General features: G+C 63.3%; 15 protein-coding genes. 4 read left to right on the top strand and 11 right to left on the bottom strand.

Annotated features, from left to right (window positions below; genetic code table 11):
• Nucleotides 1-1,931: DUF6531 domain-containing protein (locus N4Q37_RS25205; RefSeq protein ID WP_260962755.1), on the bottom strand; the 1,931-nt coding region annotated here is incomplete at its 3' end.
• A gap of 233 nt (nt 1,932-2,164) precedes the next feature.
• Here N4Q37_RS25205 and N4Q37_RS25200 point away from each other — a divergent pair.
• The 4 genes from N4Q37_RS25200 to N4Q37_RS25185 are packed head-to-tail and all read left to right on the top strand — an operon-like array spanning nt 2,165 to nt 4,648.
• The gene (locus N4Q37_RS25200) at nt 2,165-2,599 is read left to right on the top strand and encodes a DcrB-related protein (RefSeq protein WP_260962753.1); all 435 of its coding nucleotides are present in this window, start codon (nt 2,165-2,167) and stop codon (nt 2,597-2,599) included.
• Between the two features lie 24 nt (nt 2,600-2,623).
• Entirely contained in the window at nt 2,624-3,997 is a 1,374-nt protein-coding gene (locus N4Q37_RS25195) for a PAAR domain-containing protein (protein ID WP_260962751.1), read from the top strand.
• Nucleotides 3,987-4,220: a hypothetical protein gene (locus N4Q37_RS25190; RefSeq protein WP_260962749.1), complete on the top strand. Its 234-nt coding sequence runs from the start codon at nt 3,987-3,989 to the stop codon at nt 4,218-4,220. Before N4Q37_RS25195 ends, N4Q37_RS25190 begins: the two co-directional genes overlap by 11 nt.
• Nucleotides 4,217-4,648 carry a GTP pyrophosphokinase gene (locus tag N4Q37_RS25185; protein WP_260962747.1) on the top strand — a complete coding sequence of 144 codons (432 nt, stop codon included), beginning with the start codon at nt 4,217-4,219 and terminating at the stop codon, nt 4,646-4,648. The genes N4Q37_RS25190 and N4Q37_RS25185 overlap by 4 nt, the downstream gene beginning before the upstream one ends.
• Before the next feature lie 45 nt (nt 4,649-4,693).
• On the opposite strand, the gene N4Q37_RS25180 is transcribed toward N4Q37_RS25185, so the two are convergent.
• The 10 genes from N4Q37_RS25180 to tssC form a co-directional block, all read right to left on the bottom strand.
• Nucleotides 4,694-5,128, bottom strand: a complete 435-nt coding sequence (locus tag N4Q37_RS25180) for a DUF1795 domain-containing protein (RefSeq protein ID WP_260962745.1) — start codon at nt 5,126-5,128, stop codon at nt 4,694-4,696.
• 18 nt (nt 5,129-5,146) lie between these two features.
• Entirely contained in the window at nt 5,147-7,078 is a 1,932-nt protein-coding gene (locus N4Q37_RS25175) for a type VI secretion system Vgr family protein (RefSeq protein WP_260962744.1), read from the bottom strand.
• Nucleotides 7,079-7,164: 86 nt separating this feature from the next.
• A complete protein-coding gene (tssH, locus tag N4Q37_RS25170; RefSeq protein ID WP_260962742.1) occupies nt 7,165-9,855 on the bottom strand; it encodes a type VI secretion system ATPase TssH in 2,691 nt (896 codons plus the stop codon).
• The gene (gene tssG, locus N4Q37_RS25165) at nt 9,848-10,900 is read right to left on the bottom strand and encodes a type VI secretion system baseplate subunit TssG (RefSeq protein WP_260962740.1); all 1,053 of its coding nucleotides are present in this window, start codon (nt 10,898-10,900) and stop codon (nt 9,848-9,850) included. The genes tssH and tssG overlap by 8 nt, the downstream gene beginning before the upstream one ends.
• A complete protein-coding gene (gene tssF, locus N4Q37_RS25160; RefSeq protein ID WP_260962738.1) occupies nt 10,864-12,723 on the bottom strand; it encodes a type VI secretion system baseplate subunit TssF in 1,860 nt (619 codons plus the stop codon). The genes tssG and tssF overlap by 37 nt, the downstream gene beginning before the upstream one ends.
• Complete coding sequence (gene tssE, locus N4Q37_RS25155) at nt 12,720-13,232, bottom strand: type VI secretion system baseplate subunit TssE (RefSeq protein ID WP_260962736.1); 513 nt, start codon at nt 13,230-13,232, stop codon at nt 12,720-12,722. The genes tssF and tssE overlap by 4 nt, the downstream gene beginning before the upstream one ends.
• A complete protein-coding gene (locus N4Q37_RS25150) occupies nt 13,226-13,651 on the bottom strand; it encodes a hypothetical protein (protein WP_260962735.1) in 426 nt (141 codons plus the stop codon). The genes tssE and N4Q37_RS25150 overlap by 7 nt, the downstream gene beginning before the upstream one ends.
• Nucleotides 13,648-14,103 carry a type VI secretion system amidase effector protein Tae4 gene (locus N4Q37_RS25145; protein WP_260962733.1) on the bottom strand — a complete coding sequence of 152 codons (456 nt, stop codon included), beginning with the start codon at nt 14,101-14,103 and terminating at the stop codon, nt 13,648-13,650. Before N4Q37_RS25145 ends, N4Q37_RS25150 begins: the two co-directional genes overlap by 4 nt.
• An 81-nt stretch (nt 14,104-14,184) precedes the next feature.
• Nucleotides 14,185-14,673 carry an Hcp family type VI secretion system effector gene (locus N4Q37_RS25140; protein WP_260962731.1) on the bottom strand — a complete coding sequence of 163 codons (489 nt, stop codon included), beginning with the start codon at nt 14,671-14,673 and terminating at the stop codon, nt 14,185-14,187.
• A gap of 121 nt (nt 14,674-14,794) precedes the next feature.
• On the bottom strand, nt 14,795-16,291 hold the full coding sequence (gene tssC / locus N4Q37_RS25135) for a type VI secretion system contractile sheath large subunit (RefSeq protein WP_260962729.1): 1,497 nt from the start codon (nt 16,289-16,291) through the stop codon (nt 14,795-14,797).
• Between the last annotated feature and the right edge of the window lies 1 nt (nt 16,292).

The raw sequence follows: 16,292 nt of genomic DNA, 5'->3' as shown, positions 1-16,292 counted from the left end.
GGCAAGGCCCAGTGCTCTAGCCATAACGTCGATTCACTGCGGCCCAACGGATCGGTTTCGCTGATCAGGTTGCCGGCTTCGTCGTAGCTGAATTGGTACTGGCCGCCCTGTGGATCGGTGGCGCCGAGCAGTTGGCGTTCGTCGTTCCATTCGAAGCGCCAGGTCTGACCGAGGTTGTCGGTGAGGCGGGTGATCTGGTGCTGGTTGTTCCACTGCCGGGTGCTGACCCGTTGCAGGCTGTCCGTGATGCGGGTGGTGCCGGCCTTGAGGTCATAGTCGAACTGGTAGGCGTCGCCGTCGTCGGTCCAGTGGCGGACCACGCGCCATTCCTGGTCTTCGATCAGCGCCCAGTCATAGAAGCAGCGCAGGCCGCTGGGCAATTGGTGTTCGACCATGCGTCGGCCGACGTCGTAGCTGAAGCGCCGCTGCACTTGGCCGCTGGCGTCGCGCACTTCGGTCAGATTGCCCACGGTGTCGTAGGCGTAGCTGACCAGTACGTCGCGCGACTGGTCGGGGTAGAGGCGTTCCAGACGCGTGACGCGTTCACTTTCGCGGATCAGTTCGACCTGCACCAGATCGAAGGTGTCGCGCAGCCGCACCAGGCGCCCGGCGGCGTCGTAGTCGAGGTGGATGCGGTTGTCGTTGCGATCACCCAGTTGGCTCAGGCGCAGCCGCGACGCATTCCCTGGCGTAGCTTCGAACAAGCGGTACAGGCCGTCGTCGCTTTCGATCAGCAATTGCCCGTTCACATGGCGGCGCACGGCCAGGCCTTCGCCAGCGCTGAACACCGCACCGCCCAGGGGGATCGCGCCCATGTCGATGGGACGGCCTTGTTCATCGGTGTATTGCAGGGTTTCGCCGCCGTCCGGGTGCGGGAGGATGTCCACGCAGACTTCGTAGGCCACGCTCCAACCGGCGCCGAACAACGTATCGTGGCGTTCGTCGCGGCTGTTGTAGACGCGTTGCCAGTCGATCGGCAGGATGCCGGGCAATACGAAATCCAGTTCCTCCACATCACCGAGCACTTTGGCGCCAGTGGCGGCATGCACCGGGTTCGACGAGCCCATGGCGGCATTGGCCGCGGCGCTCATGGCGCTGCTGATGGCCATCGACGCCGCCGCGCCGGCCAGCATGCACGGCAGCTTGCTGAAGAATTTGCCCTTGCCGCCCTTGAGCATCAACAGCGCCGTGACCGCCAGCCCGACGCCCGGGGTCTTGCCGCTGCGGATCTCACGCACCACCACCGAGCCACCGCCAATGGTCACGTTGGGGGAGATCAGCCCCGACGACACTACCTTGGCATCGCAGGTGCTGCGGTCGCCGCTGCGTACGGCGGGCTGGCCGTTGATGGTGACCTTGTCCGATCCTTCGGCCAGGAACTGCGGCGGCATCGGTGGATGCTTCATGCAGGTGATCATGTCCAGCGGCTTGGGGACCGCGCCGGGAGCGGGCGTGGCGACAGTGGGGCGCCACATCTGCGAGAAGAAACTCTCGGCCATGTCCAGGTAGCTGGGCTCCGGTGCTTCCAACTCGGTGCCGGCGGCTTCGACGTGGGACTGGATGGCCCCGGCGGCACGGGCCGCAGGAATGCTGTTGGTCAGGGTGTCGATGGCGCCGGTGAGGATGTTGGCCTGCACCGTGGGCGGAAAGAGCGCGTTGCCGATGCCTTCGCACATGTCGCTCAGGCCCTTGTCGGCCCCGGTCTTGCTCATGGCGATGCCGACCACTGCCCCGACCACCGCGCCAAGCAGGAAACAACCGAGCCCGCCGGTGGCGACGGTGATGCCCGTGGCGGCCACCACGGCAGCGGTGGCCAGGGCGGTGATGGCGATGTTCGCGGCTACCTCGAGCACGCCGCCGAGGATGTCGGCCATCATCGAGGTGTGTTCCAGCGCGTCGCCCAGGCGAGCGGCCCAGAGTGCCTCAGACATCTAGCGCTTCCATTGCACGTTGCTCCTTGTCGGTTTCCGTCCAGCCTCTGGTAAGGCAATCGGGCGGATGGAGATTAGCATTCCAAGTGCAGGATTGTCCGCGAGCATCAAAAGTGAGACGGCTGTCATGGGCCTCGAAAACGAGCCCCTCGGTCAGCTTGATTGTTACCATTCATTGCTTGAAGATCTGCCACTTGCCGCAGCCTCTCTCTTGCCTGGAAACGATCCGAATCATGACGCTCTATCGCCTTCAAGAAGCCGATCTCGATATCCCTGACAGCTGGCAGGACCAGAGCATCAATATCTTCAAGCTGCCTGCCGTGGGCGGTGCCAAGGAAGCCAGTTTCGTCATCAGCCGTGACCCGAGCCGGGGCGACACGCCGTTCAATGACTACGTGGCCCAGCAACTGGCGAGCGCCGAACAGCAATTGCCAGGTTTCAACCTGATCAAGCGCTGGGACTTCTTCCTCCATGGCCATGCCGCCGTGCTGCTCGATTACAGCTGGCAACGCGAGGGCCGCGAGTTGATGCTGCGCCAGGTGTTCATCGACCGCCAGCCCGTGGGGTTGATCACCACGCTGACGACCACGCCGAACGATCTGGTTCACCACGAGCCGGCCTGGAAGGCGGCGATGCATTCTTTCAAGGTCCTGCCTCAGACCGCTTGATCACTCCGGGAAGATCACAACGCAATGGATATGCTGGCCGCTGCGCGCCTTGGCGATGAAATAGCCCACGGTTTTGGTGTTGCCGCGATGGTGGCGGGCGCCGTCGCGGGGGCGTTGATCGGGGCCGCGGTGGTGGCGGCCACCGTGGCGACCGGCGGCGTGGCGCTGGCGATCATGGCCGGTTCGATTGCCGCCGGCGGGCTGTCGATGTTCCAGATCCTCAAGGGCCTGAACACGATTTTCAACCTGCCCGAACCCACGACGGGGGCGCTGATCATGGGCAGCCTGAATGTCCAGATCAACCGGCGCAATGCGATGCGCGCCGGCATGGACACGGCGGCCGGCTGCACCGGCTTGCCCCTGAACCACCCGATCTGGCCATTCCCGGTGTTGATCGCCGAAGGCAGCGCCACCGTCTTCATCAACGGCAAACCGGCGGCACGCTTGCAGAGCAAGATGGTGTGCGGCGCGCACATCAAGACCGGCAGTTCCAATACGTTCATTGGCGGGCCCACGGTGTCCGTGGCGTTTGTGCTCGACCTCGAAGGCTGGCTGCACACCGGTCTCGAAGCGTTGGGGATGCTGGCTGCGGGGGCCGCGCTGGTCTTGGCTGCCATGGCAGGAGCCGCCGCCCTGGCCACCGCCGTTGCCATCGGTGCCGCCGCAATGGGCGGCATGGCCCTGCTGGGCGAATTGGGCGACCGCCTGGGGCCGGGTTATCGCGATCTGTTGCAGGGCGTGGCGGGGATGGCTTTGCTGGGTATCGGGCCGAAGTTGGCGAAGCTGGGCAAGCCAACCACCCCTCCCAAGACGCCCAAGACATTTGAAGAGGTTTATGCCAAGGCACCGGCTGCCAAAGCGGAAATCGATGCCGTCGCCGATGAGATCGCCGCCCAGTACGGGGGCAAGGTTGCCAAGGCACCGGTCAAGTCCGAGGCGCGTGCCCGGCAGAAAATCGATAACGACTACGGTGGGGATGCGACCCGGATCAAGGACCTGGCGCGCAACACGATCATCGTCGAGTCCGACCAGATCAATGCCGTTGCGGCAGAGCTTGGCAAGCGCGGCGCGAACGTGAAGGTCATTGAAGGCGCCACCAATGAAATGGGCTATAGCGGCGTTAACTCGACCTTGCCAACCCGTGCGGGCATACCAGGGGAGATCCAGGTTAACTCGCCGGAAATGATCTACGCCAAAGAGCCGGAACCGCTGGCCCGGGTACTGTTGGGGGACGAAACCTATGATGCCGTTGCCGCTAAATCCGGGGTGCCTGGGGGGCTGGGTCATAAGTACTACGAGGACTTCCGGGTCTTGGACAAGGCCAGCCCGGAGGCGCAAGCTATCGCGGACCAGAGCAAAGCCTATTACGACGCGATAAGGGGGAACGGTGGGAATTAAGGATCTGAGTGCCTTCGCGAGCCGGGATGTGTTCCTGGATTATGACTTCGAAGAGGTGACCTACCGCTGGGATCATCGCACCAAGACGGTCTTCGTGAAGTTCTACGGCGCCGCTGAAAGCGACCGGCCAGTGCCGGCGGATAACCGGCTGTACAACGATGCAGTCTTGTATGGCCGCGAGATTTCCAAAGAAGAATACGAGAAAGGCTTCGAGCGCCGATGAGCATTCTGGATGCGGCAATCGCCCTGGCGGCACGGGTCCACGCGGGCCAGGTGGACAAAGCGGGCAAACCCTACATCCTTCACCCCTTGCGCCTGATGATGGCGTTCGATGGGCTGGAAGAACAGTTGGTCAGCTTGCTTCACGATGTGGTCGAGGACGGTGATGTCACCCTCGATGAGTTGCGTGCGCTGGGTATTCCGGAGACGGCCGTGACCGCCATCGATTGCCTGAGCAAGCGCCCGGGCGAAGCGTACGAACAATTCATTGCCCGGATTCGCCCCAATCCGCTGGCGACCAAAGTGAAGATCGCGGACATCCGTGACAACCTCGACCTCACCCGACTACCCGTCGTGCGCGACAAGGATCTGGAACGCGCCGCGAAATACCATCGGGCACTGCTCTACTTGCTAGAGCCTCTTGAGTCGTAGTGCTGGATCCGGCATCGCCGCCCGGCGCAAGCTTCACCCCCACAATCAGGCCGGGCTGTCGAACACCAGCGAGCCCTTGATCGTCGCCCAATGCGCGGCTTCGGCATCCCCGAGCTTTTCGGCTTTCACATAGCTGAGTGCCAGCAGCTTGCGGGTGCCGGGCAGGACCAGCGCCAGTTGGAACTGGAAGACCTTTTCAGTGCCCTTGTTGAACTGGCTGCGCAGCTCGACGCCTTCGACGTCCTGGTTGGGGCCCAGGCGCACGGCGACGCCGGGTTGGCAGCGCAGGTCCTGGACCTGTTTTTCCAGGCGTTCGAGCTGGGCGTCGAGGTTGCTTTGCAGGGTTTCGCCCTCGGCCAGCAAGCTGCGACTGATGATCAACGACGTGCCCAGTTCGGGGAACTTGAGGATGTTGATCGTCGCGTCCAGCAATTCGCTGGGCGGCAATTGGAACTGGAATTCGTTGATGCGGTAAGTCATGGCGCCTGAGTCTCTGGATTAACCCTTGGGGAACGCGGCTTTGACGTTGGCGTCGATGCTCGCCTTGACGCCCTGGCCGTCGGGTGTGGCACCCGGGCCGTTGCCGTTGTTCAAGTGCAGCACGCCGCCGGTGTTGAACTCGGCATCGCCCTTGGCATAGAAACTGATCTGCACGCCGCTCAGGTTGATCTGGCCGCTGGCATTGAGTTCCAGGATGCTTTCGCCACACACCAGGCGCAGGTTCTCACCCACTTCGATGACGTAGCTCTGGCTGATGCTATCGGTCTTGCGCAGGCCCACCGACAGGATGTCTTCCTGTTTGACGATGCGCAGGCGGTTGTTGCCGATGGTCACCGTTTCGTTGTGGCCGATGCTCTTGTTGCGGTCGTGGCCCACCGAATGGCTTTCGTCCACCTCGACCACGATGTCCTGGTTACGCTCGGCGTGGATGTACAGCTGCTCGGCGCCCTTTTTGTCTTCCATGCGGATTTCGTTGAAATTCGCCGGCGTGCCGCCCTTGCTGGAACGGCTCTTCATGCCGCTCTGGGTGGCGTTGTCGGGCAAATCGTAGGGCACGGTCTGTTCGGCGTTGTAGACGCGACCGGTGATGATCGGCCGGTCCGGGTCACCTTCGAGGAAGCTGACGATCACTTCCTGGCCGATGCGCGGGATCTGCATCGAGCCCCAGTTCTTGCCGGCCCAGGATTGCGACACACGAATCCAGCACGAGCTGTTTTCGTTGGACTGGTCGTGACGATCCCAATAGAAATGCACCTTCACCCGGCCGAACTGGTCGGTCCAGATTTCCTCGCCTTTGGGGCCGACCACCAAGGCGGTTTGCGGGCCTTTGACGATGGGGCGGTGGGTCGTCGCCAGCGGACGAAAACTCTGCTGGGCGTCGATGCAGGTCAGGGTACTTTCGAACTGCGCGGAAGGCGCGCCGCCGCCGGTTTCGCCGCTCTCCTGGGAAAGGTAGTAGCGGGCGCCGACGATCAGGTATTCGCGGTTCTGGTCCTGGCGGGTGAAGCCGGTGAGGCTGAACAGATGGCCCGATCCCAGGCCCCGGGCATTACCGGCCAGCTCGACCTGTTCGTGTCGGCTCTGCAAGGCTTCAATGCGTGTGCGGGCGTAGTGTTCGCCGTCTTCGCTCTGCACATAGGTGCCGGGATAGTCGTACAGCGGATAGTCACCGGCGGTGTGCGGACGCGGCATCGCCGAGCGCACGTCGATGCGCGCGCTGGGGCGTTGGAAATCGTAGTCGTTGAGCTCCAGCGAACCGGGCTGGACTTCCTGGGCCAGGTGCCAGTCGTGGATGTGATCGCGCTCGCGCTGCTGTTCGTTCTTCGGGTAGTAGGGCACTGACGCGTAGCCCGGCGCACTGGTATGGGCGCCGTAGGCGTCGGCCAGCACCAGCACATGGCGACCCTGTTCGTGACGGAAGAAGTAGTAGATACCTTCCTGCTCCATCAGCCGGCTGACGAAGTCGAAACTGGTTTCGCGATACTGCACGCAGTATTCCCACTCGCGATACGGACGGCTCAGGGCGTCTTCGAAATCGGAGAAGCCCAGGTCGCGGAACACCTGCTTGATGATCTGCGGGATGGTCAGGTTCTGGAAAATCCGGCAATCGGAGGTGCGGGTCAGCAGCCACAACCAGGGGCGCAGCGTGGCCTGGTAACTGGCGAACTGGCCTTGGTCGACGTTCTGGCTGAAGCGGGCAACGATGCCATGGAAATGCCGTTCGCCGCCGCCGTCCAGCTGCATGCTGACGCACATGGGCTTGCCGAGCACCTGGTGGAGGTCGATGGCGTTGTCCAGCGAGTGCAGTTGCAACTCATAGTTGAACAGCCTGCCCAGCTCTTCGCCGCCGCCCATGTCCTTGAGCAGCAGCACCTCGGGGCCCAGGGGGCTGGTGATCTTTGCCAGGCGTGAGGCTTGGTTGAATAACATCGAGTGTCCCATGCACGTTGTAATAGCCGAAGGTGCGCAACCCTGTGGGAGCTGGCTCCCACAGGGTTATCGGTGTTCCGGTCCGATCAAGCCGCGTCGCTGAAATCGTACTGCAATTCGTTATCCACAGCGCTGATCCGCACGCCGGCCAAGGCCTTGCCTTCGAGCATGCGGGTCAGGAACTCGCGGCTCATGTCCGGCAGCAGGCTGTTGGTCAGGATGGCGTCGATCATGCGGCCGCCGCTTTCGGTTTCGGTGCAGCGCGAGACGATCAGGTCAACCACCGCGTCGTCATAGTCGAATGCCACCTTGTGGGTGTTCTCCACACGCTTCTTGATGCGGTTGAGTTGCAAGCGGGTGATGGACTTGAGCATCTCGTCGCTCAGCGGATAGTACGGAATCGTCACCAGGCGGCCCAGCAAGGCCGGCGGGAAAATTTCCAGCAGCGGCTGGCGCAGGGCCTTGGCGATTTCCTCGGGCTCGGGCACATCCTGCGGGTTCTTGCAGACCTGGGCGATCAGCTCGGTGCCGGCGTTGGTGGTCAGCAGGATCAGGGTGTTCTTGAAGTCGATCACCCGGCCTTCGCCGTCCTCCATCACGCCCTTGTCGAACACCTGGAAGAAAATCTCATGGACGTCCGGGTGGGCTTTTTCCACCTCGTCCAGCAACACCACGCTGTACGGTTTGCGCCGCACGGCTTCGGTCAGCACGCCGCCTTCGCCATAACCGATGTAGCCCGGTGGCGCACCCTTGAGGGTGGACACGGTGTGGGCTTCCTGGAACTCGCTCATGTTGATGGTGATGACGTTCTGCTCGCCACCGTACATGGCTTCGGCCAGGGCCAGGGCGGTTTCGGTCTTGCCCACGCCCGAGGTGCCGGCGAGCATGAACACGCCAATCGGCTTGCTCGGGTTGTCGAGGCCGGCACGAGAGGTCTGGATGCGCTTGGCGATCATCTGCAAGGCATGGTCCTGGCCGATGATGCGTTTTTTCAGGTGCTGGTCGAGGTTGAGCACCGTTTCCAGTTCGTTGCGGGCCATGCGGCCCACCGGGATACCGGTCCAGTCGGCGACCACCGAGGCCACGGCCTGGTAATCCACGGTCGGCAGGATCAGCGGGTTTTCGCCTTGCAGGGCGCTCAGGCGCTGTTGCAGGTCCACCAGCTTTTCGCGCAGGGCATGGCTTTCGTTGTCAGAAGCTTCGCTGGCGTCGTCGCTGTCCACCACGCCGACGCGTTCGCGCAGGGTCGCGCGGGTTTCCAGCAACTCATCCACCAGGGCTTTCTCTTCGGCCCAGCGGCTTTCCAGTTCGGCCAGGCGCTCACGCTCGGCGCTCAGCAGGCTTTCGGTCTGGGTCTGGCGGCTGCCGATGGCCACGCCGATGGCGTGTTCACGGGCGATGATCTGCAGCTCGATTTCCAGCGCTTCGATGCGCCGACGGCTGTCGTCCACTTCGGCCGGCACCGCGTGCAGGCTGATGGCGACGCGGGCGCAGGCGGTGTCCAACAAGCTCACGGATTTGTCCGGCAACTGGCGCGCGGGAATGTAACGGTGGGACAGCTTGACCGCAGCTTCCAAGGCTTCGTCGAGGATCTGCACCTGGTGGTGTTTTTCCATGGTCGAGGCCACGCCGCGCATCATCAGCAGCGCCTTGTCTTCCGACGGCTCGGCCACTTGCACTACTTGGAAGCGGCGGGTCAGGGCCGGGTCTTTCTCGATGTGTTTCTTGTACTCCGCCCACGTGGTGGCGGCGACGGTGCGCAGGGTGCCACGGGCCAGGGCCGGCTTGAGCAGGTTGGCCGCGTCGCCCGTGCCGGCGGCGCCACCGGCACCTACCAGGGTGTGGGCTTCGTCGATGAACAGGATGATCGGTTTCGGCGACGCCTGGACGTCTTCGATGACCTGGCGCAGGCGCTGTTCGAACTCACCTTTCATGCTCGCGCCGGCCTGCAACAGGCCGACGTCGAGGCTGCGCAGTTCCACGTCCTTGAGGGACGGCGGCACGTCACCGGCGACGATGCGCAGGGCAAAGCCCTCGACCACCGCAGTCTTGCCCACGCCAGCTTCACCGGTGAGGATCGGGTTGTTCTGCCGGCGGCGCATGAGGATGTCCACCAACTGGCGGATCTCTTCGTCGCGGCCGACGATCGGGTCGAGCTTGCCGCTGCGGGCCTGTTCGGTGAGGTCGACGGTAAAGCGCTTGAGGGCCTCCAGCTTGCCCATGGCGCTGGGGGCCATGGCGCCGCTGGCTTCGCCGGGCACGCTGCCGGCGTTGAAACCGTCGCTGGCGGTCAGGGCGTTCTCCGGCGAGTCGCCGACATACTCGTCAAAACGCTCGCTCAGGGCTTCGACCTTGACCTTGTCGAACTCCGACGACAGCCCCAGCAATGCGTGGCGCAGGCTCGGGGTCTTGAGGATGCCGATCACCAGGTAACCGGTGCGCACCTGGCTTTCGCCGAACATCAGGCTGCCGTAGACCCAGCCGCGTTCCACCGCTTCTTCCACGTGGGACGACAGGTCGGTGATGGACGTCGAGCCCCGTGGCAAACGGTCCAGGGCGTCGGTCAGGTCACGGGCCAGGCGCGCCGGCTCGATGTTGAACTGGCGGATGATGCGGTGCAGGTCCGAGTCCTGCAGTTGCAGCAATTGATGGAACCAGTGGACCAGTTCCACGTAGGGGTTACCGCGCAATTTGCAGAACACGGTGGCGGCTTCGATGGCTTTGTAGGCCACGCTGTTGAGTTTGCCGAACAACGCGGCGCGACTGATTTCACCCATGCTCATGGCTCCTTGAGGTCTGTGAGGTGTTGGCCTGTTCGGCGTAATGCCGGGCCAGGATTAAATCGTTGGCATCTGTTTCGGGTTTCCCCAGCCAGGTGTTGAATCCCAGGCGGAAGCGACCGTTGAGTTGCAGCGCCGGGACTTCGGGCTGCTCCAGGACCAGGTTCAAGTCCCAGTCCAATTCATGGCCCAGGTATTCGGCGACCCAGGCCACCAACTCGTTGAACGGTTGGCTGCCGGGCAGCATGCCCATGTAGTCGACGAGCTTGAGGGGGCCCAGGCGAATGCGGAATTTGTGTTGGCGGTCCCACACGTAGCGACCCAGGCAGAAGTCCACGCCCAGCCGATGAGCGCTGACGCCGACGCGGCTGCGCTCGGGCAATTCCAGCCATTGGCCGACGTACTCCTCGATCTCCACCGGCAAGCCGAAGTACTCGCTGAGAATGGCCTTCAAGCCGTCCGGGTAGCGGGTCTGTGCCGACAGGTGACCGCTGTAGTGCAGCTTCGCGGTGTCGGGGATCGGGCCCTGGTTGAGCAGGCTCGGCATGCCCCGGCCGCTGAACGCCGCCAGGCGCGCCGACCAGTAGTCATCGTCGGGGCGGTCGTGGCTGATGGTCGGCCGCGCTTCGGCCCAGGCCCGGTAGAACAGGCTGAGCAGGCGATGGTGGAACACGTCGAGGAAGCGCTTGCTGGTGCTGTCGGCGTTGTTGCGCTGGCGTTCGCGCACGTATTCGGTGAGGTGCAGCGGCATCGGGCCGTTGGGGCCGCCGAGGCCAAAGAAGAACTGCTCCAGGCGCGCCGGCGCACCGTCGACACCCGGTTGCACCGCGGCCAGGGTTCTCGGGGCGAAGGTGCAGTCGGGCTGTTGGCCCAGGCGCAGCGGGTCATCGGCCAGGCGCAGGGAATGGCCCAGGCGCGGCAGCTCGGGGGTTTCGCACTCGATGCGCCGCAACGCCTGGAAGAAGTCGTATTCCCAGGGTTCCTGGTGCATCGCCTCCAGGGTACTCACAGGGTCGGACGACGTCCGGGCTTGGCTTTCCATCGCATGATCTCGCCGCGTTCGGTGGTGCGCACCACCGTCTCGGTAAAACTGTTGATCGACACGTAGCGTGCCAGGAAGCGCTCGAACACGGCGCCGAGCAGGAACACCCCGGTGCCGCGAAACGCGTTTTCATCGAATTCCAGGGTGATCTCCAGGCCGCGCCCGAACACGATCGGGCCGGGCATCGGCAGGCGTCGGGTGCAGGCCTTGCTGCTGACGTCGCGCAGGCCTTCGATCTGCAATTGCAGCGCCGCGTCGTTGTTGTCGCCGTACAGGCGCAGCAGCTCGCGCAGGGCCGCGGCGCCCTGGCCCTGTTCGCTGAGGGACAAGTAGTTCAGCGACAACTGGCTGATCAGCCGCCAGGCCTTGGCGTCGTGGGCATGGCTGGCCCGTGGGCGACTCGGCCCGGCCACGCAACGCACGGCCGAGACCGGCGCGCTGTCGGCCAGGGTGAAATCGGTCTTGCCACTGCCCACGCTCATGAACAGCGGCAGGTCGCGGTTGGTGCACAACGCCGTCACGCCCAGTTGACGCAAGTCGTGGCGATAGGGCGCTTGCTGGCTGTCCACCAGGCTGACGAAGGTTTCGCTGCCCACATAGGTCGAGCGCGGTCCGTTGCGGCGCTGGTCGCTGGACAACACGCGCGGCTCGCGACGCACGGTGTAGTAGGCCTGGTCGCGGCCATAGCGCGACGGATCGCGCACGGCGTAGAACGGCAGGAAAGGTTGTTCCGGGCCTGTGCCATGGCCGCTGAGGCCGGTCAGCGAATGCACTTCGAAATCCATCGGCCGGGTACGGTCGGCGATGACGTGGTGTTCGTTGACCCGGTCCGACAAGTGGATACGGTCCAGGCGCTTGGGGAACAGGTTGATGGCCGGGGTGCAGAACGGCAGGAACTGCGCGGCACCGACGCTGCCTTCCAGGCTCGGATCATGACGGTTGAATAGCACGATCAGCTCCAGCTCCTGGCCGTCGCAGCGCCGGACCGCACGGCTGAGCTGGGTGAAATCGACAAACAGGAAGCGCTGGGGCAGGGCGAAATATTCCTGCAACAGGCGATAACCCTGGAAGGCTCTCGACACCACTGGCAGTGCGGCGTCGGCATCGTCGAAACCCCGCGGACGCAAGGCATCCTGGGGCAGGCGCTCGACCCAGTTGCCGCCGGGCTGGCGGGCGAACACCGCGCAGGCATTGCCCAGCAGTTGTTCATAGAGGCGGAACGGTTGTTCGTCGGCGCCGCTCAGATACAGCGGCAGGTTGTCCAGCGCCAGGCTGTTGAACGGCAGTTCGGCGCCGGTGCGCAGGGTCAGGCGCAAGCCGGCCTTGGCCTTCGGTTCGCTGGCGGCCAGGCGTCCGAGCACGGTGGACGGGTTGCCGAAATATTCGGCCTGGCTGATCTGCAGTGGCCACAACGTCACCGGGTGCGCGGTGCGGTACTCGCAACAGGTCTGGGTTTCACGCCCCAGGGCGGCGCGCAGGGCAGTGTCGCGCGGGAGCGCGAAGCCACTGCTCAATGAGCCTTCATCGGGATCGGCCTGCAACTGCACCACGGTCATCGACGGCGTCGGCGCCAGGTAATGGGGGTAGGCGATTTCCAGCAGGTTGTGGGTGAACGTCGGGTACTCGGCATCGAGCTTGAGCTGCACCCGCGCCGTCAGGTAGGCGAAGCCTTCGAGCAGGCGCTCGACGTACGGGTCGGCGCAGTCCATGCCGGACAACGTCAGCCGACTGGCGATCTTGGGGTATTCCTTGGCGAACTCCGCCGCGCTTTCGCGCACGTGGTGCAGTTCCTGGTTGTACAGCTCCAGCAGGCGCGGGTTCATGTGCGTCTCCGCTGATCAGCGTTGACGACTTGCACGTGTCCGGTTTCCAGGTCCAGGTCGGTTTGCAGCATCAGGCGCAGCGGCACGGGCTGGGCCCACAGGTCACCTTCGATCTCGAAAATCAGGGCGTTGTGGTTCATTTCTGCCGTCGAGCGGGCGCGCACCCGCAGGGTATGACGCAGGATGCGCGGTTCGAACGTGGCGATGGCCTGGTGGATCAACGCCTCCAGCGCCGGGACGTCGACGTTCGACGCGCTGCTGCCGGCCAGCGCCGGTAACCCGAAATTCGCCACCGACGTGCCCGCCGCGGTGTGCAGCGTGGCGTCGGCATCGAGCAATGACGTGGTGTTGAGCAACCACGCCAGGTCGCGCAGCACCGAGGCTTTCAACTGGGTGAGCGACAGCACGCGCTTGTCGGCGCTTTCCTTGGGATTGGTCGGATCGTCATCGGTCAACCGGTCCAGCAGGGACGGTTGCAGGCGATCGCGGGTGGCGATTTCGGTTACCACGTAAAGGGCGCTACGTACATTTTCTGGTCTCCGCCGGAGCCGCAAGACGCATATCGACTGACCGGACCCGCCTCAAAACCTGTCGGCATCTGACGGATAGCCTGCATTTTGCTCAGGCAATCGCGGCTGGGGGCCGGCATATGTTCGCTGCGCCAGACCGCAAATATGGGGATGTTGTTGAACATCTCCACGCGCAGTTTTTGCTGTTTATCCAGGCTGAAGCCACAAGGCCATTCCATGTCCAGCTTCATGCGGCTTTGGTCGGCTTTGACCAGCGTGCATTGGCCCTGGTCGTCAACCAGGCTGAGTGGTTGACCCGCGAAAACGGCCTGGGTCGTCGGTGTCGCGGCCTGCTCGGCGCAGGCCGTCAGGCTGGATAACAGGCAGCCAACCAATATCGCGCAGTGAGCCTTGCTCATGTGAGCTCCCAGAACCAGATCGCGCGTGAACGATAGCCGGGATCGTCATAGCCGAGGGTCAGGCCACGATTCCAGAGATCGATGTGATCGCCGGTACGACTGTCTGAAGACTCGCCCAGTTGCTGGAAACAATCCTTGAAGAAGATCAGCCCTTTCTTGTCCATCAGCTTACGGCGTTCTGCTGCGCTGCCGCCGAGAATCATTGGACGTCCCAGGTGATGTTTCCACAGCCAGTTCGCCAGCGATTCGGCGCCCCTGGCGTGTTCGTGCGCGCACTTGGGTTCGGTGTACGTGGATTTGTTGACCTTGATGGTGAGCTCTGCATTGAGCGTCATGCTCATGCGGATAGCGCACTGGTTTGCCCACGGTCCGTCGCATGGTTTTGCGTCGGGATAGGTCGCCAGCAGATCGGAATACGCTTTCCACAGATTGATAAACGAAGGCTTGGCCATGACTCAGATACCGCGCTATAGAGGATTGGATTCGAGCAAGCACCAAACACCCCCGGCGTGTGGCGCCGGGGGTGTGTTCGATTACACCTTGACGTTCTGGCGGATGTTCCAGCCGAACTTGACCGGGCCGCCTTCCTTGGTGCCGTCGGCTTTCTGCGGCTGGTAGTCCACCAGCACCTTGGCGAAGTTCAGGGTGACGTTTTCGGTCAGGCGATCATCGCTGCCCGAACCGCCGGTGCTCAGGGAGGTGATCAGCACTTCTTCCAGGTTGATGATCATGTACTCGACCTGGCTTTCGCCGCCGGCCTTGCGCACGGTCAGCTTGACCTTGTCGATGTGCTTGCCGCTGGCGCAGTGCATCATCAGGTTCGGGGAAGCCTTGTCGACGTACTTGGTCAGCGACAGGTCCTGGACGTTGACCTTGCCGGCACCGCCGCCGCTGCCCACGTGCATGTTGCCGGACTGGGACATGCCCCAGCTCCAGTTCAGGACATCGATCTCGTCCTTGTGGGCCTTGTCCATGGACTCGCCCTTGATGTCGCCGATCTTGATGAAAATATCAACAGCCATGATGTCTCCCTGCGTGGTGTCTACCACATTGTTTGATTGACGCTGACCTTGCGAAATTACGTTGGATGCCGGTCAGGCCCGCTCCCACACAGGAACGGGCCTTTTCCAACAAACCTTCTGCTTACGCGCCCTTGGCCGAAGGCAGTTTCGATACCAGGCGCAACGACACGGTCAGCCCTTCGAGCTGATAGTGCGGGCGCAGGAAGAACTTGGAGTTGTAATACCCCGGGTTGCCTTCGACTTCCTCGACGATCACCTCGGCCGCTGCCAGTGGGTGTTGGGCCTTGGTGGTCTCGGTGGAGTGTGCCGGGTCGCCGTCGACGTAGTTGAGGATCCAGTCCTGCAACCAGCGCTGCATCTCGTCCTTCTCTTTGAAGGAACCGATCTTGTCGCGCACGATGCACTTCAGGTAATGGGCGAAACGGCAGGTGGCGAACAGGTACGGCAGGCGCGCGGCCAGGTTGGCGTTGGCGGTGGCGTCCGGGTCATCGTATTCGGCCGGTTTCTGCAACGACTGGGCGCCGATGAACGCGGCGAAGTCGGTGTTTTTCTTGTGCAGCAGTGGCATGAAACCGTTCTTCGCCAGCTCCGCTTCACGGCGGTCCGAAATGGCGATTTCGGTCGGGCACTTCATGTCCACGCCACCGTCGTCGGTCGGGAACGTGTGGGCCGGCAGGTTTTCCACTTCACCGCCCGATTCGACGCCACGGATGCGCGAGCACCAGCCGAAGTGCTTGAAGGAGCGGTTGATGTTCACGGCCATCGCGTAGGCGGCGTTGGCCCAGGTGTACTTGGAGCTGTCGGCGCCATCGGTGTTTTCTTCGAAGGCGAAGGCTTCCACCGGGTCGGTCTTGGCGCCATATGGCAGGCGCGCCAGGAAGCGCGGCATGGTCAGGCCGATGTAGCGCGAGTCTTCCGATTCACGCAGCGAACGCCAACCGGCGTATTCCGGCGTGGTGAAGATCTTGGTCAGGTCGCGCGGGTTGGACAGTTCCTGCCACGAGCCCATGCCCATCACCGTCGGCGAAGCGGCGGAGATGAACGGCGCGTGCATGGCCGCACAGACTTTCGACAGCTCGCCCAGCAGCTCCACGTCCGGAGGCGACTGGTCGAAGTAGTAGTCGCCCACCAGGCAACCGTAAGGTTCGCCGCCAAACTGGCCGTATTCTTCTTCGTACATCTTCTTGAAGATCGGGCTCTGGTCCCACGCGGTGCCTTTGAATTTCTTCAGGGTCTTGTGCAGGTCGGGCTTGGAGATGTTGAGCACGCGGATCTTGAGCTGCTCATCGGTCTCGGTGTTGTTGACCAGGTAATGCAGGCCACGCCAGGCGCTTTCCAGCTGTTGGAAGTCCGGGTGGTGGATGACCTGGTTGACCTGGGCGGTGAGCTTGGCGTCGATGGCGGCGATGATCGACTCGATCGACTTGATGGCGTCGTTGGACACCAGGTCGGTCTGCGCCAGGGCCTGCTCGGCCAGGGTGCGCACGGCGGTCTCGACGGCTTCGCGAGCGCGTTCGGTCTTGGGTTTGAATTCTTGCAGCAGCAGGGAAGCGAACTCGCTGGTTTCTTCGGTCGCGCCCAGGTTCTGCGAGCTTTCGCGGGCTGTATTGTCAGTCATG

The organism is Pseudomonas citri, assembly GCF_025336485.1.
Taxonomy (GTDB): domain Bacteria; phylum Pseudomonadota; class Gammaproteobacteria; order Pseudomonadales; family Pseudomonadaceae; genus Aquipseudomonas; species Aquipseudomonas citri.
The sequence above is the reverse complement of the archived record's forward strand: the minus strand, read 5'-3'. Positions and strand labels throughout refer to the sequence as shown.